General features: G+C 38.1%; 27 protein-coding genes. 16 read left to right on the forward strand and 11 right to left on the reverse strand.

The genetic code is table 11. The features are described from left to right. Positions 1–108: 108 nt before the first annotated feature. Positions 109–975: a cation diffusion facilitator family transporter gene (locus MWU78_RS08510; protein ID WP_246996948.1), complete on the reverse strand. Its 867-nt coding sequence runs from the start codon at positions 973–975 to the stop codon at positions 109–111. Positions 976–1,163: 188 nt separating this feature from the next. On the opposite strand from MWU78_RS08510, the gene MWU78_RS08515 reads away from it, so the two are divergent. After that, the gene (locus MWU78_RS08515; protein WP_246996950.1) at positions 1,164–2,975 is read left to right on the forward strand and encodes an acyl-CoA dehydrogenase; all 1,812 of its coding nucleotides are present in this window, start codon (positions 1,164–1,166) and stop codon (positions 2,973–2,975) included. Positions 2,976–3,074: 99 nt separating this feature from the next. After that, the gene (locus tag MWU78_RS08520; RefSeq protein ID WP_246996952.1) at positions 3,075–3,515 is read left to right on the forward strand and encodes a hypothetical protein; all 441 of its coding nucleotides are present in this window, start codon (positions 3,075–3,077) and stop codon (positions 3,513–3,515) included. A 70-nt stretch (positions 3,516–3,585) separates the two neighbouring features. On the opposite strand, the gene MWU78_RS08525 is transcribed toward MWU78_RS08520, so the two are convergent. Beyond that, complete coding sequence (locus MWU78_RS08525; RefSeq protein WP_246996954.1) at positions 3,586–4,803, reverse strand: methyltransferase domain-containing protein; 1,218 nt, start codon at positions 4,801–4,803, stop codon at positions 3,586–3,588. Positions 4,804–4,874: 71 nt separating this feature from the next. Between MWU78_RS08525 and MWU78_RS08530 the strand changes: the two genes are divergently transcribed. Next, positions 4,875–5,906 (forward strand): oxidoreductase, encoded by a 1,032-nt coding sequence (locus tag MWU78_RS08530; RefSeq protein WP_246996956.1) that lies wholly within the window; start codon positions 4,875–4,877, stop codon positions 5,904–5,906. A gap of 59 nt (positions 5,907–5,965) precedes the next feature. On the opposite strand, the gene MWU78_RS08535 is transcribed toward MWU78_RS08530, so the two are convergent. Genes MWU78_RS08535 through MWU78_RS08545 form a run of 3 tightly spaced genes read right to left on the reverse strand, consistent with a single transcriptional unit; the run spans position 5,966 to position 7,523 of the window. Next, positions 5,966–6,418: a hypothetical protein gene (locus MWU78_RS08535; RefSeq protein ID WP_246996958.1), complete on the reverse strand. Its 453-nt coding sequence runs from the start codon at positions 6,416–6,418 to the stop codon at positions 5,966–5,968. After that, complete coding sequence (locus MWU78_RS08540; RefSeq protein ID WP_246996960.1) at positions 6,408–6,926, reverse strand: hypothetical protein; 519 nt, start codon at positions 6,924–6,926, stop codon at positions 6,408–6,410. The genes MWU78_RS08535 and MWU78_RS08540 overlap by 11 nt, the downstream gene beginning before the upstream one ends. 33 nt (positions 6,927–6,959) lie before the next feature. Next, the gene (locus tag MWU78_RS08545; protein WP_246996962.1) at positions 6,960–7,523 is read right to left on the reverse strand and encodes an RNA polymerase sigma factor; all 564 of its coding nucleotides are present in this window, start codon (positions 7,521–7,523) and stop codon (positions 6,960–6,962) included. 221 nt (positions 7,524–7,744) lie between these two features. Here MWU78_RS08545 and MWU78_RS08550 point away from each other — a divergent pair, with 221 nt between their 5' ends. Both MWU78_RS08550 and MWU78_RS08555 read left to right on the forward strand, forming a co-directional pair. After that, positions 7,745–8,410, forward strand: coding sequence for a uracil-DNA glycosylase (locus MWU78_RS08550; protein ID WP_246996963.1), 666 nt, complete (start codon positions 7,745–7,747; stop codon positions 8,408–8,410). Positions 8,411–8,637: 227 nt separating this feature from the next. Then, positions 8,638–9,054, forward strand: coding sequence for a response regulator (locus MWU78_RS08555; RefSeq protein WP_246996965.1), 417 nt, complete (start codon positions 8,638–8,640; stop codon positions 9,052–9,054). Between the two features lie 49 nt (positions 9,055–9,103). Here the strand turns inward: MWU78_RS08555 and MWU78_RS08560 are convergent, their stop codons facing one another. The 6 genes from MWU78_RS08560 to MWU78_RS08585 all read right to left on the reverse strand — a co-directional run bounded on the left by MWU78_RS08560 (position 9,104) and on the right by MWU78_RS08585 (position 14,030). Next, positions 9,104–9,949, reverse strand: a complete 846-nt coding sequence (locus MWU78_RS08560; protein WP_246996968.1) for a substrate-binding domain-containing protein — start codon at positions 9,947–9,949, stop codon at positions 9,104–9,106. A gap of 119 nt (positions 9,950–10,068) precedes the next feature. Continuing rightward, entirely contained in the window at positions 10,069–10,950 is an 882-nt protein-coding gene (locus MWU78_RS08565) for a nucleoside phosphorylase (protein WP_246996970.1), read from the reverse strand. 1 nt (position 10,951) lies between these two features. Further along, complete coding sequence (locus tag MWU78_RS08570; RefSeq protein WP_246996972.1) at positions 10,952–11,884, reverse strand: DUF1835 domain-containing protein; 933 nt, start codon at positions 11,882–11,884, stop codon at positions 10,952–10,954. A gap of 73 nt (positions 11,885–11,957) precedes the next feature. Continuing rightward, on the reverse strand, positions 11,958–12,287 hold the full coding sequence (locus MWU78_RS08575; protein WP_246996974.1) for a translation initiation factor: 330 nt from the start codon (positions 12,285–12,287) through the stop codon (positions 11,958–11,960). A gap of 110 nt (positions 12,288–12,397) precedes the next feature. Beyond that, on the reverse strand, positions 12,398–13,003 hold the full coding sequence (locus tag MWU78_RS08580) for a DinB family protein (RefSeq protein WP_246996976.1): 606 nt from the start codon (positions 13,001–13,003) through the stop codon (positions 12,398–12,400). A 76-nt stretch (positions 13,004–13,079) separates the two neighbouring features. After that, complete coding sequence (locus MWU78_RS08585) at positions 13,080–14,030, reverse strand: 2-oxoglutarate and iron-dependent oxygenase domain-containing protein (protein ID WP_246996978.1); 951 nt, start codon at positions 14,028–14,030, stop codon at positions 13,080–13,082. Between the two features lie 128 nt (positions 14,031–14,158). Here MWU78_RS08585 and MWU78_RS08590 point away from each other — a divergent pair, with 128 nt between their 5' ends. The 11 genes from MWU78_RS08590 (at position 14,159) to MWU78_RS08640 (ending at position 25,700) form a co-directional block, all read left to right on the forward strand. Next, a complete protein-coding gene (locus MWU78_RS08590) occupies positions 14,159–16,135 on the forward strand; it encodes a dehydrogenase E1 component subunit alpha/beta (protein ID WP_246996980.1) in 1,977 nt (658 codons plus the stop codon). 33 nt (positions 16,136–16,168) lie between these two features. Next, a complete protein-coding gene (locus MWU78_RS08595; protein ID WP_246996982.1) occupies positions 16,169–17,260 on the forward strand; it encodes a HAMP domain-containing sensor histidine kinase in 1,092 nt (363 codons plus the stop codon). Between the two features lie 5 nt (positions 17,261–17,265). Next, the gene (locus MWU78_RS08600) at positions 17,266–18,600 is read left to right on the forward strand and encodes a sigma-54 dependent transcriptional regulator (RefSeq protein ID WP_246996984.1); all 1,335 of its coding nucleotides are present in this window, start codon (positions 17,266–17,268) and stop codon (positions 18,598–18,600) included. 361 nt (positions 18,601–18,961) lie between these two features. Then, the gene (locus tag MWU78_RS08605; RefSeq protein ID WP_246996985.1) at positions 18,962–20,245 is read left to right on the forward strand and encodes a Glu/Leu/Phe/Val dehydrogenase; all 1,284 of its coding nucleotides are present in this window, start codon (positions 18,962–18,964) and stop codon (positions 20,243–20,245) included. Positions 20,246–20,267: 22 nt separating this feature from the next. Further along, positions 20,268–20,687 (forward strand): GreA/GreB family elongation factor, encoded by a 420-nt coding sequence (locus MWU78_RS08610; protein WP_246996987.1) that lies wholly within the window; start codon positions 20,268–20,270, stop codon positions 20,685–20,687. A 2-nt stretch (positions 20,688–20,689) separates the two neighbouring features. Further along, positions 20,690–21,067 carry a hypothetical protein gene (locus MWU78_RS08615; RefSeq protein ID WP_246996989.1) on the forward strand — a complete coding sequence of 126 codons (378 nt, stop codon included), beginning with the start codon at positions 20,690–20,692 and terminating at the stop codon, positions 21,065–21,067. Positions 21,068–21,418: 351 nt separating this feature from the next. Further along, the gene (locus MWU78_RS08620) at positions 21,419–21,916 is read left to right on the forward strand and encodes a lipocalin family protein (protein WP_246996991.1); all 498 of its coding nucleotides are present in this window, start codon (positions 21,419–21,421) and stop codon (positions 21,914–21,916) included. 120 nt (positions 21,917–22,036) lie between these two features. Further along, entirely contained in the window at positions 22,037–22,732 is a 696-nt protein-coding gene (locus tag MWU78_RS08625) for an OmpA family protein (protein ID WP_246996993.1), read from the forward strand. Between the two features lie 73 nt (positions 22,733–22,805). Further along, on the forward strand, positions 22,806–23,930 hold the full coding sequence (locus MWU78_RS08630; RefSeq protein WP_246996994.1) for an NAD(P)/FAD-dependent oxidoreductase: 1,125 nt from the start codon (positions 22,806–22,808) through the stop codon (positions 23,928–23,930). Further along, a complete protein-coding gene (locus MWU78_RS08635; RefSeq protein WP_246996996.1) occupies positions 23,927–24,652 on the forward strand; it encodes a methyltransferase domain-containing protein in 726 nt (241 codons plus the stop codon). The genes MWU78_RS08630 and MWU78_RS08635 overlap by 4 nt, the downstream gene beginning before the upstream one ends. Next, positions 24,645–25,700, forward strand: a complete 1,056-nt coding sequence (locus MWU78_RS08640) for a type III polyketide synthase (protein WP_246996998.1) — start codon at positions 24,645–24,647, stop codon at positions 25,698–25,700. The genes MWU78_RS08635 and MWU78_RS08640 overlap by 8 nt, the downstream gene beginning before the upstream one ends. The last annotated feature ends 69 nt before the right edge of the window (positions 25,701–25,769 follow it).

The following is a 25,769-nucleotide window of genomic DNA, read 5'->3' on the forward strand; positions in this document are numbered from 1 at the left end:
AATTTAAGGTTTTAATGTGTAATTTTTAAGTAGAATAGTTAACAGTTTTAGAGGGCAATTGTTAATTTCTAAGCGAGGACTATTCTGAAGTGCAGAACGGCTCAAATTTTATTTGGGCTCTATGTGGATCAAAACGTGTCCAATATTGGGGATTTCCGTTCTAAGCTTATCTTTGAGTTTATGGGACAGGTCATGACCTTCCTTTACTGTAATACTTCCGTTTACCATAGCATGTAAGTCAACGTGATATTTGGTCCCCGCCTTTCTTATAAAACATTTTTCAGTTCCTAAAATGCCGTCAACTTTCAAGGAAACTTGCCGAATTTCATCAATGAGGTCGTCATACAAATGTTCGTCCATTATTTCGCCAAGGGCAGGTCTAAAAATAAGATAGCCATTGTAGAAAATAAAAAAGGAGGCGGCCAATGCAGCCCAATCATCGGCAGTTTCATAACCTTTGCCAAAAATCAATGCTATGGAAATTCCAATAAACGCCATTACCGAAGTAATGGCATCACTTCTATGATGCCAAGCATCTGCCTTTAGGGAGGAGCTATTGGTCTGGATACTTTTTTTCAATACAACCCTATATGAAATCTCCTTCCAAAGAATAATAACTCCCAAGACCAATAAGGTCCAGGATTTTGGTGTTTTGTGAGGTGTTAATATGTTCGTAATGCTTTCATAGGCTATTATGGTAGCCGAGGTAATTAAAAAACCTACCACCAAAAAAGTAATCAAGGGTTCAATTTTACCATGACCGTACGGATGGTTTTCATCTGCGGGTCTTTTTGCATATTTAAGTCCAAACAAGACCAGTAGGGAGGAAAAAATATCGGTAGTGGATTCAATGGCATCTGCGATCAAAGCATAGGAATTGCCAAAAAATCCTGCCAGACCTTTTACTATTGCCAAAACAATATTTCCAGCTATGCTGAAGTATGTGGTTCTTATGGCCGACTCCTCGTTGTTCATGCTATTCGTAAACTGGATAAAAATTTAAAGGTAATAAACTTATATAGCTTTTTTGGGAGGTGAATCTATAATTGTATTCTACAGTTTTTTGTTTTATTCCGTAGAGATTCCAAGACTTTCATTTTTCATTAGAGGAGTAAATTGTATCTTACGTATTGGAATCTTAACTAACCCATTATTTTTTTACCATGGCAAAGGAATATGTAGATATCGCAACTTTAAAATATTTGTTATACCAAGTTCATGAAGTGGAGGAACTACTTTCATCAGAACGATACCAAGATTATGACAAAGATTCCTTGGATCTATTTATAAATTCTATCAAGGAGTTTTCCGATCGCGAATTGTTTCCCTATTTCAAAGAGATGGATGAAACTCCGGCGGTATATAAGGATGGTACCATTATGGTGCATAAGCAGGTAAATGTTATGATGAAAAAAGGTGGGGAAATGGGAATTATTGCGGGTCCCTTTGATTATGGAGAAGGGGGGCTGCAGTTGCCTTTCGTCATCCATACGGCCTCAGCGTATATTCAGGAGGCAGCTAACAATCACCTACCAGGATATGCTGGTTTAACCCAAGGGGCAGCAGAACTAATAGTACATTTTGCCAATGATGCCCTAAAAGAAACCTTTGTGCCTAAAATGCTATCCGGTGACTGGGGCGGGACCATGTGCCTTACCGAACCTCAAGCAGGAAGTTCCTTGTCGGATATTACTTCCAAAGCAACACCAACAGATGAAGGATATTATAAGATATCCGGACAAAAAATATTTATTTCAGGGGGTGACCATCAATATGCAGAAAACATAGTACATCTGTTGCTGGCAAGAATTGAGGGAGCGCCTTCGGGAACCAAGGGTATATCCTTATTTGTTGTGCCTAAGCTTAGGGTTGAGGTTGATGGTAGTTTAAAGCAGAACGATGTGGTGACAGTGGCAGATTTTCAAAAAATGGGACAAAAGGGATATTCTACCACGCATTTGGGATTCGGTGATAACGGAGATTGCCATGGTTGGTTGGTAGGAGAAGCTAATAAGGGTTTAAAATATATGTTCTTAATGATGAACAGCGCCAGGATCAGTGTGGGGCGTGGCGGTGCTGCAATTAGTATGGCAGCCTATCAAGCCTCATTGGAGTATGCCAATGAAAGGCCCCAAGGGCGAAAACTCTCCAGTGATGGAAAAAAAGATCCCAATGAAAAACCTTGCTTAATAATTGAACATCCAGATGTAAGGCGCATGCTTTTATTACAAAAATCGATTGCCGAAGGCTCTCTGAGTTTGGTTTTGTTGGCCGCCAAATATTATGATATCATACAATCAACCAAAGACCCTGAAGCTAAGGAAAAGTACGGTCTATTATTGGAAATGATAATTCCTATTGTAAAAACCTATCCTACCGAGGCTGGTTCTGTAGCTGTAAGCAATGGGTTACAGGTATTGGGAGGATATGGTTTTTGTTCCGATTTTATTCTTCAGCAATACTATAGGGATATCCGGATATTTAGTATTTACGAAGGCACCACTGGAATTCAATCCCAGGATTTATTGGGAAGAAAAGTTCCCATGGCGAATGGAAAGGCTTTGGAATTATTATTATCGGAAGTATTGAATACCATAACAGAGGCATTGGAGTTTGATGAATTGCGTTCCTCGGCAAAAATATTGGGGGGCAAGATCAAATTAACAAAAGAGGTTTTGGAATTTTTAACCCCTTTTGCCAAAAAAGGAAACTACGAGCGTTATTTATCCGATGCGAATTTGTTTATGGAATATTTAAGTCACGTCGTTTTAGGATGGTTATGGCTTGATATTGCAGTACATGCGCAACGAAATCTACAGGAAGGCGGGCAAACCCATTCCAAAGCCTTCTATGAGAGCAAGATCCATACTATGAAATTCTATTTTAAATACGAGTTGCCAAAAACGAGCAGTTTGGCGGAATCTTTGATGCATCCTGATGTGCTGACCATAAAATCCAAGAAAGAGGTCTTTTAAAAACTAATTTATTGCAAATTGAAGTAGGGTAAATTAGAGGTTGATTGTTTTATATACAAACAGTGTTAAAAATCACGGTTTAAATAAAACGATCAAATTATGAAAAGATTACAATTTTTAAGTTTGGCAGTCATGCTTTTCACCACTGCCGGAACTATGGCACAAGAAGTAGAATCTACAGAACAGGAAAAGCTTTCCTATTACGAACAAAGGGCCAAGGAAGATGCCAAATTTGAGCAATCACAGGAATTGGCAGAACAAGAGGAGGAGGAATTCTGGGAATCACAAAAGGAATATGAGGGCCGATTGAAAAAAAGGGACAAAAAGGCATATAGGGCTTATATGAAAGGAAAAAGGGATGCATATGCCGAACATAGAGATCATTGCGATGCCCATTGTCATCACAGTCAGCATTATCATAGCCATGCCAGCTTCTACTATTATCATAACGATTCTTATCGCTATAATAGGTATCCTAGGAGAACTACAATTAGAACTGGTATTGGGGTCAGTGCGCCTAGTGTGAGAATAGGATTATAAGTATTAAAATACAAAAAGAGGCTGCCAATTAAAATTGACAGCCTCTTTTTTTTGCGTATAGATTTAACTACTAAGCTGGGTTTTTCTCCAGCAACGCCATGTAAAAACCGTCAAAACCTGTTTTACATGCATAAATATTGTCATCCTTGATTAAATTGAAATCTTTACCAGCTTCAGAACCTAGGAATTTTTTTACTTGCTGTATATTTTCCTGTGGCAATATGGAACAGGTAGCATATACCAACTTACCGCCAGGTTTTACAATGCGACTATAGTCCTGAAGGATTTGTTGTTGGGTTACCATGATCTTATCTAAAAAATCTGGTTGAAGTTTCCATTTGGCATCCGGGTTTCTTTTTAGGACCCCTAATCCGGTACATGGGGCATCTATTAGTACTCTATCTGCAGAGTCGTATAACTTTTTAATGACTTTGGTAGATTCTATTGTTCTTGTTTCCACGTTATGGGCACCATCTCGTTTGGCTCTTCGCTTTAGTTCTTTCAGTTTGTTCCCATAGATGTCCAAGGCGATCAGCTGGCCTTTATTTTCCATTAGTGCTGCTAAATGCAAGGTTTTTCCTCCAGCTCCGGCACAGGTGTCTACCACACGCTGACCAGGTTTAACGTCTAAATATGGCGCTACCAATTGGGAAGAGGCATCCTGTACCTCGAACCAGCCATTTTTAAAGGCCTCGGTTATAAATACATTTGAGCGCTCCTTTAAACGTAAGGCGTCCGGATACCCTTTTATGGACTCTGTTTCCACTCCCGCTTCGTGGAGTGCACTACTTAAATTATCCTTGGTTGTTTTTAAGGTATTTGTCCTAAGAATAACTTCTGCCTGTTCATTTAGGGCGTGTATTTCTTTGGTCCATAATGCTTCGCCCAATGATTTGGCACAAAGTTCGTCCATCCAATCCGGAACAGATTCCTTGTATTTTCGTATTTTGGATAGTTCATCAAACTTTCCTTTGATTCTTCTTTCCGGTGTAGGTTCCAACTGTTTCCAATCAGGTAGTTTAATTCCCTTAAGAACGGCCCAAACGGCAAACATTCTAAATAGGTTTGGCCTGCTATACGGTGCTTTTACTTCAGCTATCTCGGCATATAATCGTCTCCAGCGTACCATTTCGTAAGTGGTTTCTGCTATAAATCCTCTATCCCGGGCACCCCATCGCTTGTCGTATTTTAATACTTTTTCTACTACTTTATCTGCATATTCCCCTTCGTTAAATATATAATTCAACGCATCAACAACCGCAAACACTAGATTTCTATGTAATCGCATTTTAAAAAATTAAGATTGCAAAGGTATTGTATTAGAACCTATTCCTATTATTTTTGATGAAAATTATAACCATGCGAAACTATTTGGCAATCCTTATACTCTTTATTTTATGCTCATGTTCCGAAAAGGAAGAAACGAGCAGGTTTAACACCGTGGAAGTGGAGACCATTTATACGGATTCATTGAGTTTTAGAGCTATACAAATTATGGACGGGGGCAATATGGCATTCGCTGCCGATAAGGGTGCTTTTGGATTGGTTGACCTTAAGACCAATAAGGTGCGGGTAAATACCCAAAAATATGATAGCATTCTACCTGAATTCCGGGCTGTAGCACAAAATGCAGCAGATTTTTTCATGCTTTCGGTGGGTAATCCGGCCTTGTTGTACAAGACAGGGGATAGCGGAGATATGGAATTGGTTTACAAAGAAGAGGACGATAAGGTATTCTATGATGCAATGGCCTTTTGGAACAATCAGGAGGGCATTGCCATTGGGGATAGTATGAATGGGTGTCTTTCAATAATTATTAGCAGGGATGGTGGTAATACGTGGAATAAGCTAGCTTGTTCTTCCTTGCCCAAATCGGAACCCGGAGAAGGGGCTTTTGCGGCAAGTAATACCAATATTAAATTGTTGGGCAACAAGGCATGGATAGTTACCACAAGCGGAAATGTGTATTACTCTGAGGACAAAGGTTTTAATTGGACGGTGATAAAAACCCCAATAGAAAGTTCAGAACCAACACAAGGTATTTACTCCATTGATTTTTATGACGAAAATTTAGGGGTTGTATTTGGCGGGGACTATACCAAGCCAGAAATAGATAATGCCAATAAGGCAATTACCAGGGATGGCGGTAAAACATGGAAACTGATTGCCAATGGAAAACTACCAGACTTTAGGAGCTGTGTCCAATTTGTACCAAATTCAGAAGGTAAATCCCTCATAGCCGTAGGATTTAATGGTGTGGCTTATTCCCCTGATGCAGGAGAGACTTGGAAACAACTTTCAGATGAGTCTTTTTACACCTTGAGATTCCTTAACGACACTACTGCATATGCGGCAGGGAAAAATAGAATTGCAAAACTAATATTTCATTAGACAACCATTGGGATGTTGTTTAGGTATTGTATTCTATAACCTTTGAAATAAGTTAGCTTCTACTTACTACCTCTTCTCTGTCTATATTGTTTTATTAATTGACGTTTGAAATCCTCTTCGGAACGCATCAATAGAATGGTCTTTTTTGCCGAAATGGTCTTGGATATTTTTTCGATATAAGTTTTTTCTGCCTTGTGTTTTTCTTCCTCCAACTTTTGCATACGGCTAAGAAGCTCACTGGCCTTAGCATCCGAAAGGGCATCCAATTTTTTTATTTCGTTACCTATTTCAAAGCGCTCTACTCTGAAGAACCCCTCTTTTTTGGATTGATGCTCATTATATATGGGCCAAAAACTTTGGGCTTCCTTAGGAGTAAGTTCCAGTCTTTCTGAAATGAAAGCTACTTTTAGGGATTTTATTTTTTCCCAATCCTGTTTTTCTTGGGAGCTTAGAGATAAGGTAGCCACAAGGAATAGGAGAGGGGCAAGTATTTTTATTTTTTTAATCATCATTGTGCAAATTTAATTCTTCAAAATCTTCAATATGGGTGTCCAGGTAATCTATAATATTATCATTATCCAGCCTATTTTCCAGGATATCGTTGAGGTCCATGTCATTTATGGGAAGTATTTCCGCCAAATCATAGGAGGAAAGTTCCAGGTCATTAAATTCAAAATATTGCTCAATCTCGGAATTGGCCAAATCCGAATATGACAGTGTTTTGTCGCTGTTGAATTGAATTACAATGAAAAGCAGTAATACAGCTGCAACGGAGGCAACTGCATAAAAGTGTTTTTTATAGGACTTGAGGGGGATTACTTTTGTCTCCACCGATGAATTTTCCAGTTTTTGTAAAATTTTGGTGTTTAGATCATCAAAATAACCTTCAGGAACTTTAAACCCTTCATTTGGAGACATTGAGGCTTCCTCCTTGGAAATCTTGTCCATAATATTGGCAGACAGGCTATCGAAATAGCCTTCCGGTACTTTAAAGCTGTTATTTTTATTTATTCTATTCATTTCAATAGTTTGACCTTGAACAATATAAAAGGTTTAGTTTTCTTTTAAAAAAGCTTCAATCTTTTTTGAAGCCAGATGATAGGAGGCTTTTAACCCACCTACACTGGTCTCCAATATCTCCGAAATCTCCTCATACTTCAATTCCTGAAAATACTTCATATTAAAGACTAATTTTTGTTTTTCAGGAAGAGTTGCAATTGCCAATTGTAATTTAAGTTGAAACTCATCACCTTCAAAATAGACATCAGCCCTTAAGTCTTCAACTGCCTTATTTACCAACTTCTCATTACTCACCTTAAGTTTTTGCGATTTGGATTTTAAAAATGTCAGAGCTTCATTAGTCGCTATCCTATACATCCAAGAATATAATTTGCTGTCCCCTTTAAAGCCATCTATATTGCGGAACACCTTTATAAAAGTATTTTGAAGCACATCATCCGTATCCTCATGGTTTAAAACAATTCTTCTGATATGCCAATACAAACTTTCCTTGTAGGTGTTCACCAGCACCTCAAAAGCCTTCGCCTGATGGTCTTTATGCTTTAATTGTATTACAAGAGTTTCTTCTGCAATCAACATTTTGGACTTAAGTTCCATTGTTGGACTATAAAAATTGTAAAAGGTTTATTTCGAGTTTTATTTTAATACCTAAGGTAAACAAGATCTCCGACTATCATAATTCTCTAATTTAATGCTATTTATAAATAAATGTCTTCATTTTTACTTATTTTTGATGTTATTCCTTGTGAAAAGGGACTAATTAGGTACTAATTAATTCGAGTATGTAATAAGTGTTAATCCTCAAAATAATTTATTAAGTGACATTTAAATTACATGATAGTTGGTACCGTCTTATGTCCAAGGACTTTAATACGCCTAATTTTAAATCCCTGACCGATTTTATTGAACAAGAGTATATTGAACGGACCTGTTACCCCAAGGAGAGTGATATTTTTGCGGCATTTGACCATTGTCATTTAATGGATACCAAAGTGGTTATAATTGGACAGGATCCATATCACGGCCCTGGACAGGCCAATGGACTCTGTTTTTCCGTAAATGAGGGTGTAAAACATCCGCCTTCCCTGATTAATATTTTTAAGGAAATAGAAAGTGATGTGGGAACCCCATATCCTAAGAGTGGAAATTTGGAGCGTTGGGCAGACCAAGGGGTTTTATTGCTTAATGCTACTTTAACGGTGAGGGCGCATGAAGCTGGAAGTCATCAGAATAAAGGATGGGAGACTTTTACGGATACCGGTATTCACAAACTATCGGAAGAAAAAGAGGGCCTGATATTTTTATTATGGGGCGGCTTTGCAAAGAAGAAGGCAAAGTTGATCAATGCAAAAAAGCATTATATTTTGACTTCCGGACATCCGTCTCCTTTGAGTGCCAATAGGGGATATTGGTTTGGTAACAAGCATTTTAGTAAAACGAATGGAATTTTAATGGAAAATGAAAAACAACCTATTAACTGGTAATTCGGGATTTGTAAAATTGATTTTTAAATAAAACCGTTCGGTATTCAGGGAGCCAACGTGTCTCAAAACATCTGTTTTACCATTACGATATAACAAAAGAATATTTATATGATTTTTTTATCCAAAAGTGTTAATGTACTATTAACTAAATCTATATTTGTATTTTTTGTTTGATCTATTTAACATAATTTAATAAAGCACATTTGATTTTAAAGATTAATAAGTTAATGAATTCCACTAGATTAAAATGGGTGTTATTGGTTGATGACGACGGAACTACCAATATGCTAAATAAACTTTTTTTAAAAAAACTAATTCCAGATCTAGAAATAGATACCGTTACGGACGGACATAGAGCCTTAGATTTCATAGAGAAAAATATTAATGATATAGATCAGGGAAGTTTCTTGTTGATACTGGACATTGAAATGCCAATAATGGATGGATGGCAATTTCTGGAGGCTTTTAATATCCTTTTTAGACAAGAAGAAAAAGAAAAGGTAGTTATAGCCGTATTAACTGCAAATGGATGTGAAGAAGTTACTTATAAGGCCCTATCCAATCCCCAAGTCAAAGAGTGCCTACACAAACCGCTGTCCGATATAAACTTTAGAAGTATAATTCAGTCCTATTTTTACGACTAGAAGTCAGCTAAGACTTAAAGCGACAAATACTGGGTTCACTTGAACCTTTCTAGTAAATTATCTCTGTACTGGGAACTATCCTTTCAATGAGGTTTAATTCCTTTAAGGTATTTTGTGCCAATTCCAAATTGTGCTTGCCAATATTCTTTTGTCCCCATTCCGTTAGGGATAGCCAATGTTGAATATCCTCAAGCTTCTGCTTATAGGTATTGGCCAGTGTACGATCTATGCTGGGTATCCGTTTAAAATCCGAAGTGTATACATTAATTATCTCAAGAATATGAGTCAAGATGCCAGAATTTTCAGCTAAAAACTTGTCGGTGGCGGCAATTACAAAGCAAGGCCATGGAGTAGGACAATCTGTAATTCTTCTAAATATACCTTGGTCCACCAACGGTTTTGTGGTAAATCTTTCCCACATAAAATAATCTGACTTACCTTCGGTTAAAGAGGCCACCGCAGCATCTAGATTATTGATTACCTCAAATTTCAGATCTTTAGTATCCCAACCCTGTTTTTGGGCGTTTACGTAAGCCATTAAATGACTACCACTCCCAAATCTACTTATGGCTGCGGTTTTATTTTTTAAATCTTTTAGTGTATTGTAGCCGCTTTTTTCCGCCACGTGGATTCCCCATAAGAGGGGAGTAGCTATGTATTCCTGTACTATTTTCGAAGGATTGCCCTCGGTGATACTTTTTACAATTCCTTCGGTCAGGATAATGGCCAGATCGGTTTCATTGTCCTTTAATAATTGTGCCATTTTACCGGTTCCTTCGGGAATATCTTTCCATTGCAAGTTAATGCCCCTAGCTTCGAAAGCTCCTTCTTCGATTGCTAGCTGCCAAGGAAAATTAAAGTGTTCGGGAACACCAACAATATTTACATTTTTCAAATCAAACTTATTTATATGGTTTGTTAACCAATCTCTAGGTGTAATTCACCATTTAGAAATTAAACTTTTAGTGTAGATTATATACAGTAAAACTCTTATAATCAATAATTTAACTAATGTCAGACATCAAATCCTTCGGCTATTTTGTTTATGGTAAACTTAATTAATTCGTCCATTGCCAAATCCGGTCTTAAGGAAAACTTTTTGTTGGGCCTATTTGCAACAATACAGTTCAGGGATACAGCCCGATGACCCAGTAGTTTTGCCAAGCCATAAATTCCTGAGGTTTCCATTTCCAAATTGGTGATACGCTTATCATCATAATTAAAACTGGCCAATTTGGAGTTCATATTTTTATCTTCCAATTTTAGCCGTAAAATACGTCCTTGGGGGCCATAGAAGCCAACATTTGTAGCGGTAAATCCGAGTTGAATTTTGTCCGACACAAATCTTTCTGCCAGTAATTTGTTATAGGTAACCACATAAGGCGTGGATTTGTCCTTATGCCAATTGGTGTGTTTTAAAAATGCTTGTTGTATCTGTGGATGTTTAATATGTGAGCTGTCGTAAAAATGCAATAGGCTGTCCAGTCCAATGGCGAATTCGCTCATTAGAAAAGAATCTATGGGAATATCCGCTTGTATGGCACCGGAAGTTCCAATTCGGATAATATCCAATTGCCTCTTGACCTTTTTTATAGTCCTTGTTTCAAAATCTATATTCGCCAAGGCATCCAACTCGTTTAGAACAATATCAATATTGTCAGTGCCAATTCCAGTAGAAATTACGGTAATGCGCTTCTTGTTTAACCATCCAGTATGGGTAAGGAATTCGCGCTTTCCTTTTTTTAGATCGATCTTATCAAAATATTGGGAAACCTGCTTTACCCTATCGGGGTCGCCAACAGTGATTACGGTATCTGCTAGGTCCTGGGGTAATATATTAAGGTGGTATACGCTTTTGTCTGCGTTAAGGATTAGCTCTGAAGAACCAAATTTCATTTTATAATTTTAAAATACGGTCCGTTTCTGAGTTGTATAGGAAGTTATATTTTAATGCACCGCCCAAATAGGCATCGTTTTCTTGGATACAGGAATAATAGCTGGTCTTTCCTTCCAAAATTTCCATACCTTTTTTAGAAAGTTTTACGGGGCTGAAATTAGTGAAAAGAGGTTTTAATTTAGTTATAACACGCTCGTATTGGGTATCGCCAAAACCGTAACGACCTTGATTTTTTAAGACTGTATTCAGTAATTCCAGTTTGGTTTTGGGCTTGGCGCTTCGGGCCAATCGCAAAATATTATTTTCTACTTCATTGAGGCCATTTCTTATGGTAGGAAATCTCAATAAATGGGCCTCGATAGCCCCGGAAAGGTGGGAAAATTGAAAACTGTCAAAGTCTTTTAGATTTTCCAATCTAATCGGGTTGTCACTACAATACAATTGCCAAACATAATCGGCATATTCAATATCGTCTTGAGTTAAAAGGGTACGATTGGTATAAAATTTGTAAAGCTGTTCATCCGCCAATTCCCCAAGTCCGAACAAATTATCCAAATTTTCATTCTCGTCACCGGATACCAAGGAAATTTCGGCATAAGGTCTGTGTGTCTTTAGCCAACTTATTACGGCCAACATATTTATTTGATCAAATAGATCGTAATCAAACCAAAGAACTATATTATCTTCCTTTTTGTGACTACATAGGGTACGGTATTCCTTTAAAGTCTTATCTATGAACCAAGACTTGGATACTTTATAGTTTTTATTTAAAAATTCGAACCTCGTTTTCCAAAATGATTCGCTCCCAACATTAGTTTCCGTCTTACCTTCGCACAGCATTTCGCGCCAAGTAATAATTTCCCCTTCCAATTTCAGGGTTCTTAATTTTTCGGTGAACATGTCGCCGTTCGTTATGTGTAATTGGGAACTCATTGTAATGGTGGTTTAGGTTGTGGCTAATAAATGTAGTGTTTTATCTTAAGATCAAAAAATAATTAACAAAAATCTAACCACCTACGCGTTTTACTTTAAATCCTTTTTCCTGTAGTATTTTCATTATTTTATCCCTGTAATCCCCTTGTATTATTATAGAATCATCTTTAAAAGTTCCGCCCACACTAAGCTTGGTTTTCAGTTCTTTGGCTAATTTTTTAAAATCCTCATCCGCCCCTGTGTACCCCTCTAAAATGGTTATGGGTTTTCCCTTCCTTTTTTCATACTTGCAAATGATCGGGGCCTCCTGTAGCCAAATATCGTTTTTTATACTCTTCTTTTTGTCATCTTCCGATGGTGTATGATCCGGAAATAGATTCTTTAATTGATCTTTTAAGTCCATTGTTAGTTCTAAAAATTATGCTAAAATACTATTTCAGGACAAAAATAAAAACCCATTCTTAACAAAAGGTCAATTTGTAGGAATGGGTTGTAATCCTGTAATTACCCAATTTATTCCATTGGAAAATCTTCGTCATCCATTACTTCTTCCATTTGTTTTATATGTCTTTCCGTGTGGCCGGACATAAAAAGAAGAATTTGATAGGCATCAACGGTTCCAAATGGAAGCTGTTGATAGCGATTTCGCAGATCATCCAGGGTGCTTTTTACATAATCTATATGTTCTTTTCTTTTGTTTTTGAATTCTGCGACTGTTTCTTCAAAACTACCGTATTTCCCTGATGGTTCAAAATCCTCTCCCGTTTTTACTTTATTACTACGATCTTTTATCATGGCAATTAATTGTTCATCGGAGACTTTTACTTCAGAGCGTCTGGATGGATCTGCTTCAGTGGCCAAAGTGGCTTGAAGCATACCAAAGATCATATTTTCGGAGATTGCGATATGTTCTGCACATTCCGCAATGGACCAAGAGTCATCTGTTATTTTGTAGTTGAGCTGTTCCTCACTCAACCCATCCAAGGTATTTAAAAAATGATCATGGGACTTTGTCATTTCTTTAACGGCAAATTCCCTCTCCGCATCTGTAAGGGTAGATTTAACTACACCAAATGCTAAAATTGTCAATACTACAATTGATAAAATTAAATTTTTCATAGTGTCCATGTTTAAATGTTAATACTCAAGGTTCTTTACTTCCTTAGACAATAATAAAGCATGGATCAACCTTAATCTACTTCTTTATTAAGCCTAGGTCTATCAGTCTTTCATGCAAAAAGTCCCCAGCAGTAATATCCTCAAATTGTTTAGGATGTTCGTCATCCACACAATTCTCCAAACAATTTAATGGCATTTCGCTAATGGGGTGCATAAAAAAGGGCACGGAATATCTGGAGGTGCCCCATAACTCCTTGGGAGGATTAACCACCTGGTGTATGGTGGATTTTAATTTATTATTGGTTAAACGGGATAGCATATCTCCTACATTGATCATCAGTTGATCGGGTTTGGCAATGGCATCTACCCATTCTCCCTCATGATTTTTTACCTGAAGGCCCTTTCCGTGGGCTCCCATTAATAGGGTAATTAAGTTAATATCCCCATGGGCCGCAGCTCTTACCGCATTTTTTGGTTCTTCCTTAATAGGGGGGTAGTGTATAGGCCTTAAAATAGAGTTACCATTTTTAATGTACTCATCAAAATAAGTTTCATCGAGGTCCAAATGCAAGGCAAGCGCACGCAAAACATATTTTGCCGTTTTTTCCAACATTTTATAGGTTTTCTTGCCCGTCTCATCAAAATGATCCAACTCCTCGACCATTACATTCGGGGGATATGCCTTTTCCAGTTTTGGATTATTTTCCACATATTGTCCAAAATGCCAAAACTCCTTTAAATCGCCTTCCTTTCTTCCCTTAGCGTGTTCTTTTCCAAAGGAGGTGTACCCCCTTTGCCCTCCAATGTCAGGAATTTCATACTTGTCTTTGACTTCCTGGGGAAGGTTGAAAAAATTCTTTATTTCTGTATATAGATCCTCGACCAATTTTTCGGACAAAAAATGACCACTCAAGGCCACGAAGCCAATGTCCTCAAAGGCACTGCCTATTTCCTTTATAAATTTTTCTTTTCTTTTTTTATCGCCGGATATGAAATCTTCAAGATTTACACTGGGTATTGCGCTCATCAACCTTATTTTTTATTACATCAAAGTTAATAAATATATAGGCAATCTTATTGAAAAAATATTCAACTTTGTTTTTCCGATTTGTTACATTTATAAATTAATATCGATAAAAAGTATAAAAACATAACATGCAATATAAAGGCGATAGTGTTGATAAAGCCATGCAATTAAAACTTTATCAACGAATGTTAAAACCTCGTTTGATAGAGGAAAAAATGCTGATTCTCCTTCGCCAAGGAAAAATTTCAAAATGGTTCAGTGGTATTGGACAAGAGGCGATTTCGGTGGGAGTGGCAAGCGCTTTGACTCCAGACGAGTATATATTGCCCATGCACCGTAACCTAGGGGTTTTTACCACGAGGAACATACCCTTGCACAGACTTTTTTCCCAATGGCAGGGAAAAGCCAATGGCTTTACCAATGGTAGGGACAGAAGTTTTCACTTTGGCACCCAAGAATATAAAATTGTTGGAATGATATCCCATTTAGGTCCCCAGTTGGGTGTGGCGGACGGGATTGCGCTAGCAGACCTTCTTAAAAACAATAAAAGGGTGACGGCAGTTTTTACAGGAGAAGGAGGCACCAGTGAGGGCGATTTTCATGAGTCTTTAAACCTTGCAGCTGTCTGGAATTTGCCTGTATTGTTTTGTATAGAAAATAATGGGTATGGTCTGTCCACACCAACAAATGAACAGTATAAATGTGAAAATTTAGCGGATAAGGGCCCAGGCTACGGAATGGAATCGCAGATTGTGGACGGTAACAATATATTGGAAGTGTTTTCTACGGTTGATGGGATTTGCAAAAGTATGCGCAAAAATCCAAGACCGGTTTTGTTGGAATTTAAAACTTTCAGGATGCGAGGCCATGAAGAGGCGAGCGGAACCAAGTACGTGCCCCAGGATCTATTGGACGCTTGGGAGGAAAAAGATCCGATCGTAAATTTTGAAAAATTTCTGTTGGATGAAAAGATTCTTTCCGCACATTTGATAGAAACCCTTAAAAATGAAATTTACGCGGAAATTGACTATGATCTAAAGAAGGCTTTTTCGGAGCAAGAAATTGAAGTAGATCAAACCAAGGAGTTAAGGGATGTTTATAAGGTCTTTGATTATCAGCAATATAACCACGGTTCCACCACAAATAATATTAGATTGATAGATGCCGTGTCCCAAGGGCTGAAGCAATCCATGGACAGGCATGACAACCTTGTTGTTATGGGTCAGGATATTGCGGATTATGGAGGCGTATTTAAAATTACGGAGGGTTTTGTGCAAACCTTCGGGAAGGAGCGTATTAGAAACACCCCTATATGTGAATCAGCTGTGGTTTCCGCGGCCATGGGGCTCTCAATAAACGGAGTGAAATCGGTAATGGAAATGCAATTTGCAGATTTTGTAAGTACGGGGTTTAATCCTATCGTAAACTATTTGGCAAAGGTGCATTACCGCTGGGGAGAAAATGCCGATGTAGTCATAAGGATGCCCTGCGGTGCCGGTGTAGGTGCTGGTCCATTTCACTCCCAGACCAACGAGGCATGGTTTACCAAAACCCCGGGATTAAAAGTGGTATATCCTGCGTTTCCCTATGATGCCAAAGGTCTTTTGGCCACTTCCATAAACGACCCCAATCCAATATTATTTTTTGAGCATAAAGGACTTTACAGGAGTATTTATCAAGAAGTGCCAGAGGATTATTACACCTTGCCTTTTGGCAAAGCAGCTCTCTTAAAAGAAGGCTCGGATATTACCGTTGTTAGTTATGGACTAGGAGTACATTGGGCCCTGGATATTTTAAAGGATAATCCAGATATAAAGGCCGATCTGTTGGACCTAAGAACCCTACAGCCCATGGATATGGATGCTATTTACACCTCCGTACAAAAAACGGGTAAACTCATTATCTTGCAGGAAGACAGTCTGTTTGGGGGAGTAGCAAGTGATATTTCGGCCTTGGTAATGGAAAACTGTTTTAAATTCTTGGATGCCCCAGTTATGCGGGTAGCCAGTTTGGAGACTCCAATTCCCTTTGCTAAAAATTTGGAAAATAATTATTTGCCCAAAGAGCGATTTGCAAATGAGTTATTTAGGTTGTTAGCCTATTAAAAGGTTTCTGGAATTAAAATATCTATAATACGGATGATCACAGCGGAAGAAAAGCTAAAGGAACGAATTAAGGAGCTTACTTGTTTATATGAGGTAACTTCCATTATTGTTAATTGTGACTATGACCAAATTGAAGACGCCCTAAAAGGTATTTTATATTGTTTGCAGAAAGCTTGGCGTTTTAACGATGTAGCGCAAGTAAAACTCTTAACGGACCAGTATAATATAGCAACGGCAGATTATCCGGTTGATGCCCTTTTCTTGGAAGAAAGTGTGCAAGTATTTAATAAGAAAGTTGGGGAAATACATGTGGCTTATCCCAAGCCAAACTATAAACTCACCGATTTTTTGCAGGAAGAAAAAAAATTGCTGAAAAACGTTTGTCTGGAAGTAGGTAATCTTTTGGAGAGAAAGCAGATAAAGGACAATGAGATTATAATAAAACGTAAAATGGAAAGAGCGGACCGCCTAGGTATTTTAGGTGAAATTACCGCTGGGATTGCCCATGAGCTAAATACCCCTTTGGCGAATATACTGGGTTTTTCAGAATTATTAAAAACGCGGATAGCCGAAGATACCCAAGCTAATAAGGACCTAGATAAAATTATAAATAGTGCCATATTCTCAAGGGAGGTGGTAAAAAAATTAATGTTCTTTGCCTGTGAGATGCCACAGCAAATGACTTTGGTGAATATAAACCCGATAATTGCCAATGCCATTAATTTAATGGAACCAAGTCTTAACAAAAAGAAAATTGATCGTGAACTCAAATTTAATGCACAATCCATTTTGCTAAGGGTAGATACCATTCAATTGACCCAGGTTATTTTTAATTTGATTCTAAATGCCATATATTTTTCGCCTGTCAAGGGAAAAATTATAATCGATGTGAAGGAAGCCGATGATAAGGTGGAAATAAGAATATCGGATGAAGGGCCAGGCATTGACCCAAAAATCAGTGATAAGATCTTTGAACCCTTTTATAGCACCAAGCCTGTTGGAGAAGGTTCTGGATTGGGTTTAAGTGTTGTACACGGTATAGTTAAAAGTCATAAAGGCGTTATAAGCTATAGGTCCAACAAACCCAAAGGGACTATATTTACCATTGCTTTTCCAAAAATTTAAAAATTATGGGTTTTAATAAAGAAAATGTACTGATCGTAGATGATGACGTAAATATACTGGAGCTCATCCATAGACACCTACAATCTTTTAATTACCATACTTACAAAGCTGTTTCTGTTAAGGAAGCGCTGATTATCCTAAAAGATTCCAAAATAGACCTTTTGATTACGGATCTTAAGATGCCCGATGTGGATGGATTGCAATTGGTAAAATACGTGTCCGAACATTATCCAAAGCTGCCAAAATTGGTCGTTACGGGTTATCCATCTGTTGATGATGCCTTGAGTGTAATAAAATCGGGGGCGTTAGATTACTTGGTAAAACCTTTTACTAAGGAAGAATTAAGGCAGGCTGTTTTAAAATCGTTCTCGGACAATTTAGTTAACAAAGACGGTTCCAATAATAATATAACCCCTAGAAATAATAATGTAGGTGATTATGGTGAGCTAATAGGGGAGTCCCAGGCCATAAAAAAGGTGACCGACATTATAGATAGGGTAAAAGACAACAAGGCAACGGTATTGATTCAAGGGGAAAGTGGTACAGGAAAAGAATTGGTGGCCCGATCTGTACATTATACGGGGAAATTTTCCAGAGCCCCTTTTATAGCGGTGAATTGTGGTGCCATTCCAGAAAGTTTATTGGAAGCCGAGCTTTTCGGCTACGCCAAAGGAGCGTTTACGGGTGCCAATGAAAATCGAAACGGGTTTTTCCAAGCCGCCGACAAGGGCACACTTTTTTTGGATGAAATAGGCAATGCCTCACTTTCGGTTCAATCCAAATTGTTAAGGGCGCTCCAGGAAAAAGAGGTGGTAAAAGTAGGTTCCCAAAAAATAGAAAAAATAGATATCCGAGTCATTGCAGCTACTAACAGTAATTTGTATTCCCAAGTACAGAAGAAATTGTTCAGGGAAGACCTGTATTATAGATTAACCGTTGTGGAAATAAATGTTCCTTCGCTCAGGGAGCGCAAAGAGGACATACCTCTATTGGTTGAGAAGTTTTTGTTCAAATACGGTGTGGAGTACAAGGATAGGTTGGTTACGATTGCTCCTGAAGCCCTAACGCTCCTGGAACGTTACCCTTGGCCGGGAAATATTAGGGAGTTGGAAAACGTAATTCAAAGAGCGGTAATTATGTGCGATAAAAGAATTGAAATAGAAAATTTACCGGACAATTTGAAGTATAAAATAGATTTTCCCGAAGAGGCTTTGCTGCCGTTAAGGGAAATTGAAAAAAAATACATCCTAAAGGTCTTGGAGGCAACTGGCCATAATAAATCCAAGGCGGCGGATATTCTACAGATCGATCGCAAAACGCTGCGTCAAAAAATTCAATAATTCCATTTTTTTATAGTGGGTAAATATTACCCATGTGGGGGAAATATACCACACTTATACTCAAGTAATATTTGTTGATTACAGGTCAATGTATTGATTTTTAGTTGATTATATTTTTATTGTGCTCGTTCCATATTTTTTGGCATTCTAGTTGCCTTCAACCTAGTTCTAAATTATACTGCTATGCGAGTTGAAACTAGTTTATGTCCGAGTTGTGAGTATTTTAAAACTTGTGTACTCACTAAAAACAAGACCCATATTTGGCAATGCAACGAATATGAATCAGCGGATTCAGGAATGGTACCCAACAGAGATCAATTGGTTTTAAAAAGTCAAGTAAGATTATTCTAAATAGAATTTTATGATTACAAAGTCAAAAACAGAGTCGAAACAGGGCATGTTGGAAAACGTGATGCGTCAATTCAACCATGCTGCCGATATTATTGATTTAAACAGTAATATTAGAAAAATACTCAGCATTACAAATAATGAATTGCTTATACATTTTCCTGTTAAAATGGATAATGGAGATGTCGAAGTTTTTACAGGATACCGAGTACAGCACAATAACGCCTTGGGGCCATATAAAGGTGGACTTCGTTATCACCCAACGGTGGACATAGATGCGGCCAAGGCCTTAGCTATGTGGATGACCTGGAAAACCTCCTTGGCAGGGCTGCCCTATGGTGGGGCAAAAGGAGGAATACAGATTGACCCTTCCAAATATTCCAATGCGGAATTGGAAAGGATTACAAGAAGATTTACATACGCCTTGGGCGATAATATTGGTCCAGAGCACGACATACCGGCACCGGATGTGAATACTAATTCACAGACCATGGCCTGGATCGTGGATACGTATATGTCTACAAAATCTCCTGCGGAAAGGTCCAGGAATCAGCACGTGGTTACAGGAAAACCCTTGGGTTCTGGAGGTTCGGAAGGTAGGGATAGAGCTACAGGCTATGGAGTTTATCTAAATATAAAACTGTGGGCCGAAAAGAAAAAAGTTGACCTTAGGAACAAGAGGTTTATAGTACAAGGTTTTGGTAATGTTGGCTATTGGACTGCACATTTCCTGGAGAACGAGGGAGCCAAATTAGTGGGTGTACAGGATGCCTATGGCAGTATTACCAATAGTGATGGCATTGAAGTTTTCACATTGTTCCAGTATATGCAAACTAACAAAGGCAGCATAGTAGGCTATAGCTCGGCGGAAGCCGTTGATAAAGATCAATTTTTTGAATTGGATTGCGATATCTGTATACCAGCGGCCCTGGGGAATCAGATCACCGCCGAAAATGCGGGTAAGATCAAGGCTTTTTTAATAGCCGAGGGTGCAAATGGCCCTACGGATGTGGAAGGCGAGGAAATTCTGCTTAAAAACGGTGTTGGAATAATACCGGATATTCTCTGTAACTCAGGTGGTGTCATAGGTAGTTATTTCGAATGGCTACAGAATAGAAATGGGGAGCTATGGCAATTGGAGGAAGTTTTATTCAAGTTGGAAAAGAAAATGAAGGAAGTCTTTGAAAAGGTATATGAAATGGCCGAAAAAAGGGACGGGGATATGAGGACAGCAGCCTATATAATCGCTATAGAAAGAATAGAAAAGGCCTATGTTCAAAGAGGAATATTTCCATAAATTATTATAAAATTACAAGATTATGAAGTACGGAAATTTAGTGTTGGAAGAGAAGGAATTCGTCCTTTTAAAACGTTTGGTAAATGTATCCGGGTTTTATACCGATAATACTTATAAGAATTCCATTAATAAGCTAACCGAGGAGTTAAAGTCCGCAGTAGTTTACAGTGAGGAAGAAATGCCTAAAGATGTTATAAGGTTTAATTCAATGGTAACAATCCAGGCAGTTAACGGATGGTCAAAACAATTTCAGTTGGTAATTCCATCTCAAGGAGATTTTAAAAATAGTAAAATATCCATATTGACCCCTATGGGTGCTGCAGTTATTGGTTATGCCAAAGGGGACGATATTATCTGGGAGTTTAGAAATGGGGAACAAACCCTTAAGGTTGCCGATGTAAAGCAACAACATAGCACTATTAACTCTGATATCTTGTTGTAATTATGGAGGTATTTTATGAACATGATTCGGATGATAGGCTAATTGCCAAAAAAGATGCACTGGAGTTAAACAATTGGATCGTTCAACTTGTAGGCAATGGAAACGAACTTGAGATATTGATAAATATAGCAAAGAAGTTGTCCAATGGCGGGGACCTAGGTAGTCAGCTAAATGAATTGGCCATGGAAAACAAACTGCATTTGGGCGTTTTTTATAGATATAAGAATTCCATGGTGAATTTGCACGAATGTGAGGATATGGAGTGTGATATATACTATATAAACAAGCATGAGGAATACCGCAATTTATATGCGTCCATCTTGGAATCTTTTCACAAATTAAAAGAAGAACTATATACGATGATATTGGTGGAATTATAATGTTGGTTGTTAACAGTCTGTTTGTTGGTTTTAATATTAGAGTTTTGGCTGTTGATGCACAAGGGAAAGCAATGCTTTCCCTTGTTTTTTTGGAGGAATGCCATTTAGTTGCTCCAGATGCCAAGCTGATGGTGTCTTCTACGATTTTGACTAACTGCGCTTCGGTAAAGTCAATAATATTTCTTTTGGAGCAAACCCATTGTTCCCATTTACTATAGTTTTGAAAATAATATGTCTGGAAAGAATACTGTGGCTTAAGGCTTTAGTTTTTATGTTCATATTATTGATCCTTGTCACATACTTTTTTTTCAGTTTCTACGTATATAAGTTCAAATAATAAATATGAAAATTATGCATTTAAAAAAGGTTATATTATTACTAGTGTTTACAGCTGGTCTTGTTACCTCCTGTTCCGTTTCCAAGGCGGCAAGACAGGATAGGAAAGTTTTAAGTGGTAATTGGATTTTAAACAATGTTTCCTATCAAGGAAGTCAGGGGAAATTTAAATCCGTACTATTTAATGACGCCGATGCCTCATGTTTTGAGGGCAGTACCTGGTTTTTTAGAAATAATAATAGTACAGGTAGCTACATGTTGGGAAACGGTAGTAATTGTGATGAAGTAGAGCGCTTTATCCGTTGGTCTGTTTTGGATAGGGAAGGAATGACCAGTCAATTGCAGTTTAAATTCATCGATGATAAATACAAGGATATATCCGGGGGGCTAGGATATAGGTTGGACATTGAACTGCTGAGCGATCAACAAATGAGGTTGACATCAAAAGTTACAGTTGAGGGACAACCGTTGACTGTGGTCTACGACTTTTCAAAAAACGACCAAACATTATAAACAACAATATCCAAAACACCTACATACGAATATTGGGACAAGTGGCGATTGGCATAGTTTCTGTGTAGATGGAGGTAGATGATCCCAGTAATAGGGACTAACATTAAAAAATAAATTCAGATGAAAAAAATAATAGTAAGTAGTTTAAGTATTTTGATGATTTTAGCTACATTCAATAGTTGTCAGGCAGTTAAGAACACCAGCCATAAGCAAAGAGGTGCAGCAACGGGTGCTGCCGGTGGTGCAGTTATTGGTGGTGTTTTAGGAAACAATGTAGGAAAGGGCGGTAATACTGCTTTGGGCGCCATAATTGGAGCTGTTGTAGGTGGTGTTGCCGGTGGTTATATAGGTGATAGAATGGACCGCCAGGCCGAACGTATTGAAGAAGAGATTCCCGGTGCAGAAGTTACTAGGGTTGGTGAAGGAATAAATGTAACTTTTAATGAGGATGCAGGTGTGTATTTCGACACCAACAAATCTGATGTTAAAGGTACTTCCGCAACAACATTGGATCGATTGGTAGGGGTTTTAAAAGAATATCCTGATACCAATATTTTGATAGAAGGCCATACCGATAGCGCAGGACCGGATGATTACAACTTAAACTTATCCAAGCAACGTGCACAATCTGTGACCAATTACCTTGTTAGCCATGGTATTTCAGGAGGTAGATTAACTACAGCTTGGTATGGTGAGTCCCAGCCAAAGGCAGATAATAGTACGGCTGCCGGTAAAGCCAAAAACCGTAGGGTAGAATTGGTGATCGTTGCCAATGAGGCTTTGCAACAAGAAGCGATTAGGAAAGCCAATCAATAAAAATAGCTTACACCTTATACAAAACCCGACGATATTCGTCGGGTTTTTTGTTTATTTTCTGTACCTTTTCTTAATGGATTCTTTTGATGTTATAATTGTTGGAGGAGGTCTGGCAGGATTAACGGCTGCCATTCATTTGAAACTAAAAAACTACGATGTGGCCGTCTTTGAAGCCAAACAATATCCCCATCATAAGGTTTGTGGGGAATATGTTTCCAACGAAGTATTGCCATATATGGAGTTTTTAGGGGTTTCATTGCCAAAAACAGTTCAGCTCAATGAAATGTTGTTTAGTACCGTAAATGGTAAAACATTGAAGGCTCAGTTGCCATTGGGTGGTTTTGGTATGAGCAGGTTTACTTTTGATAACGCTTTATATAAAAGGGCAATTGCGTTGGGGGTGTTTGTTATTCCTGAAAATGTAGCCTCGGTTGAATTTGAAAACGACAGCTTTGGAGTCCTCACAGAGTCAGGTAAGGAATATAAGGGCAAATTTGTAATTGGCGCTTATGGTAAAAGAGGGATGTTGGATAAAGAACTGCAGCGCGAATTTATACAGAAAAAGTCGCCCTGGTTGGGGGTAAAGGCCCATTATAAGTCGAATTCATTTCCGGATAATCTGGTGGCAATCCATAATTTCAGGGGCGGTTACGGCGGTCTGTCCAAGACAGAGAGCGATGCCGTTAATTTCTGTTATCTGGTTTCCTATGATAGCTTTAAAAAAGAGAAGGATGTTGATAGTTTTAACCAGAATGTTATAGCTAAGAACCCCTATTTGAATAAATTTCTAAATAATGCCGAGATGCTATTTGATCAACCACTGGCTATAGGGCAGATTTCATTTCACAAAAAAAAACCTGTGGAAAAACATATCCTTATGTGTGGAGATACTGCAGGCCTAATACATCCCTTGTGCGGGAATGGTATGGCCATGGCGATTCATAGTGCTAAAATGGCCTCGGAATCAATGGACGCTTATTTTAGTAATGGTTCTGTGGATCGGCATCAATTGGAAAGTGACTATGAAAGACAGTGGAGGCAAATGTTTTCTAGGAGACTATGGATAGGCAGGCAGCTTCAAAGGGCTTTGCTAAACGAAAAAGTCTCAAATATGGCTATGGGCCTAATGGCAAAGTCTCCATATATGGTGAATATGCTAATTAAGAATACCCATGGACAATTAATTGAATGCGAATGAATTTTTCGAGCCGTAGTTGTGAGAGGGAACTAATGGATGATCCCAATTTGGATTCCTTGCTTTTGCAGGAAGTTTATGCGGATATAAATATGGTCAATAAGGTTTTACAAGGTTTTTACCTTTCTTTAAGGGCTTTAAACAGTATCATTGAGGATAACCCTCAAAATTCCTATACAATTTTGGATATGGGTTGTGGGGATGGGGCCATGTTAAGAGAAGTTGCTTCTTATTTTAAGGACAGGTCCTTTGAATTAAATCTGATAGGAATCGATTTAAATTCAAGGTCCATTCAACTCGCTAAGGAAAATTCCAAGAAATACCCTAATATAAGATTCTTGGAACAGGATATTCTAGCGCTGGAACCCAACAAACTACAATGTGATATTCTTCTTTGCACCTTGACCATGCATCATTTTGATTCCGAGACAATACCAACTTTTCTTAATCAATTTGTGAAACTGAGCAGATTGGGAGTCGTTATAAATGATTTGCAAAGAAGTAAAGTTTCCTATTACCTTTATAAACTCTTTAGCCTTATTTTTATGAAAACAAAGATTGCTAAGCATGATGGTTTAGTTTCCATAAAAAGTGCATTTACGAAAATGGATTTAGTAGCTTTTTCCATTAATCTACCCCATTTAGAACACCATATAAGTTGGAGATGGGCGTTTCGATATTTATGGATAATACGTGTTAAGGAAAAAAATATACCATATGAGTGAACCCAAGATAGTTGCGGTTACCAAAGCATTACCGGCATACAGCAGAATCACCAAGGATATTTTGCCTTTTGTGGAAGAATGGATGAAGGGTCAGGATACACGGTTTCAGCGAAAAGTACTTAAAATTTTCGAAGGGGCAGCAGTGGATAAACGTTACAGCATTATGAGTCCTGAAGAGGTTTTTGGTGTCACCTCTTTTGAAGAAAAAAATAATGTGTATATCCGTGAAGTGAAGAAACTGGGAAAGACCGTATTGGAGCAGGCCCTGGTCAAAAGCGGTTGGAGTCCGGACAGTCTGGATTATATTATAACAGTTAGTTGTACTGGAATCATGATTCCTTCTTTGGATGCCTATCTTATAAATGATTTAGACCTTAGGCAAGATATTATCCGTTTGCCCGTTACGGAGATGGGCTGCGCTGCAGGTGTTTCAGGTCTAATTTATGCCAGTAATTTTCTAAAATCCAATCCAGGAAAAAGGGCGGCCATAGTTGCTGTTGAAAGTCCCACCGCCACATTTCAGCTTAATGATTATTCTATGGCAAATGTGGTAAGTGCCGCAATTTTTGGCGATGGAGCGGCATGTGTGTTGGTTTCCTCGGAAAAAGAGGATACCGGTCCAAGAATCGTCGGGGAAGAAATGTATCATTTTAAGGATGCTACGCAGCTGATGGGTTTTGATTTGACCAATTTGGGACTAAAAATGATTTTAGATCCCCTTGTGCCACAGGTTATATCAGAACATTTCCCCGATATTATTCATCCTTTTTTGAAGCGCTATGGTAGTTCTATTGAAAAAGTGGACCATTTAATATTTCATCCTGGGGGAAAGAAAATTGTGGAGACTGTGGAAAGCCTTTTTGGTAAGTTGGGAAAGAATTTGGACGATACCAGAGAAACGCTCAGATTGTATGGTAATATGAGCAGCGCCACCGTGCTTTATGTTTTGGAGCGTTTTATGGATAAGGATATTCCGAAAGGGGAGCAAGGTTTGTTACTGAGTTTTGGCCCTGGATTTTCTGCCCAACGGATATTGCTGGAATGGTAATCGAGGTTTAAATTGATGGGTTGTAGATATTTATGATACTTGTCCATATAATTAAAGTAATAGTTTATA

Source organism: Arenibacter sp. F26102, assembly GCF_023015865.1.
Taxonomy (GTDB): domain Bacteria; phylum Bacteroidota; class Bacteroidia; order Flavobacteriales; family Flavobacteriaceae; genus Arenibacter.

Excerpts from the sequence above, each read along its gene's own strand:
- MWU78_RS08530 (WP_246996956.1), top strand. The coding sequence starts at position 4,875 with ATGCGAAACTATTTGGCAATCCTTATACTCTTTATTTTATGCTCATGT.
- MWU78_RS08585 (WP_246996978.1), bottom strand. The coding sequence starts at position 14,030 with ATGAGCGCAATACCCAGTGTAAATCTTGAAGATTTCATATCCGGCGAT.
- MWU78_RS08520 (WP_246996952.1), top strand. The coding sequence starts at position 3,075 with ATGAAAAGATTACAATTTTTAAGTTTGGCAGTCATGCTTTTCACCACT.
- MWU78_RS08510 (WP_246996948.1), bottom strand. The coding sequence starts at position 975 with ATGAACAACGAGGAGTCGGCCATAAGAACCACATACTTCAGCATAGCT.
- MWU78_RS08515 (WP_246996950.1), top strand. The coding sequence starts at position 1,164 with ATGGCAAAGGAATATGTAGATATCGCAACTTTAAAATATTTGTTATAC.
- MWU78_RS08640 (WP_246996998.1), top strand. The coding sequence starts at position 24,645 with ATGAGTGAACCCAAGATAGTTGCGGTTACCAAAGCATTACCGGCATAC.
- MWU78_RS08595 (WP_246996982.1), top strand. The coding sequence starts at position 16,169 with ATGATCACAGCGGAAGAAAAGCTAAAGGAACGAATTAAGGAGCTTACT.
- MWU78_RS08625 (WP_246996993.1), top strand. The coding sequence starts at position 22,037 with ATGAAAAAAATAATAGTAAGTAGTTTAAGTATTTTGATGATTTTAGCT.
- MWU78_RS08535 (WP_246996958.1), bottom strand. The coding sequence starts at position 6,418 with ATGATGATTAAAAAAATAAAAATACTTGCCCCTCTCCTATTCCTTGTG.
- MWU78_RS08525 (WP_246996954.1), bottom strand. The coding sequence starts at position 4,803 with ATGCGATTACATAGAAATCTAGTGTTTGCGGTTGTTGATGCGTTGAAT.
- MWU78_RS08590 (WP_246996980.1), top strand. The coding sequence starts at position 14,159 with ATGCAATATAAAGGCGATAGTGTTGATAAAGCCATGCAATTAAAACTT.
- MWU78_RS08570 (WP_246996972.1), bottom strand. The coding sequence starts at position 11,884 with ATGAGTTCCCAATTACACATAACGAACGGCGACATGTTCACCGAAAAA.
- MWU78_RS08600 (WP_246996984.1), top strand. The coding sequence starts at position 17,266 with ATGGGTTTTAATAAAGAAAATGTACTGATCGTAGATGATGACGTAAAT.
- MWU78_RS08540 (WP_246996960.1), bottom strand. The coding sequence starts at position 6,926 with ATGAATAGAATAAATAAAAATAACAGCTTTAAAGTACCGGAAGGCTAT.
- MWU78_RS08630 (WP_246996994.1), top strand. The coding sequence starts at position 22,806 with ATGGATTCTTTTGATGTTATAATTGTTGGAGGAGGTCTGGCAGGATTA.
- MWU78_RS08605 (WP_246996985.1), top strand. The coding sequence starts at position 18,962 with ATGATTACAAAGTCAAAAACAGAGTCGAAACAGGGCATGTTGGAAAAC.
- MWU78_RS08610 (WP_246996987.1), top strand. The coding sequence starts at position 20,268 with ATGAAGTACGGAAATTTAGTGTTGGAAGAGAAGGAATTCGTCCTTTTA.
- MWU78_RS08635 (WP_246996996.1), top strand. The coding sequence starts at position 23,927 with ATGAATTTTTCGAGCCGTAGTTGTGAGAGGGAACTAATGGATGATCCC.
- MWU78_RS08565 (WP_246996970.1), bottom strand. The coding sequence starts at position 10,950 with ATGAAATTTGGTTCTTCAGAGCTAATCCTTAACGCAGACAAAAGCGTA.
- MWU78_RS08615 (WP_246996989.1), top strand. The coding sequence starts at position 20,690 with ATGGAGGTATTTTATGAACATGATTCGGATGATAGGCTAATTGCCAAA.
- MWU78_RS08580 (WP_246996976.1), bottom strand. The coding sequence starts at position 13,003 with ATGAAAAATTTAATTTTATCAATTGTAGTATTGACAATTTTAGCATTT.
- MWU78_RS08545 (WP_246996962.1), bottom strand. The coding sequence starts at position 7,523 with ATGGAACTTAAGTCCAAAATGTTGATTGCAGAAGAAACTCTTGTAATA.
- MWU78_RS08555 (WP_246996965.1), top strand. The coding sequence starts at position 8,638 with ATGAATTCCACTAGATTAAAATGGGTGTTATTGGTTGATGACGACGGA.
- MWU78_RS08575 (WP_246996974.1), bottom strand. The coding sequence starts at position 12,287 with ATGGACTTAAAAGATCAATTAAAGAATCTATTTCCGGATCATACACCA.
- MWU78_RS08620 (WP_246996991.1), top strand. The coding sequence starts at position 21,419 with ATGCATTTAAAAAAGGTTATATTATTACTAGTGTTTACAGCTGGTCTT.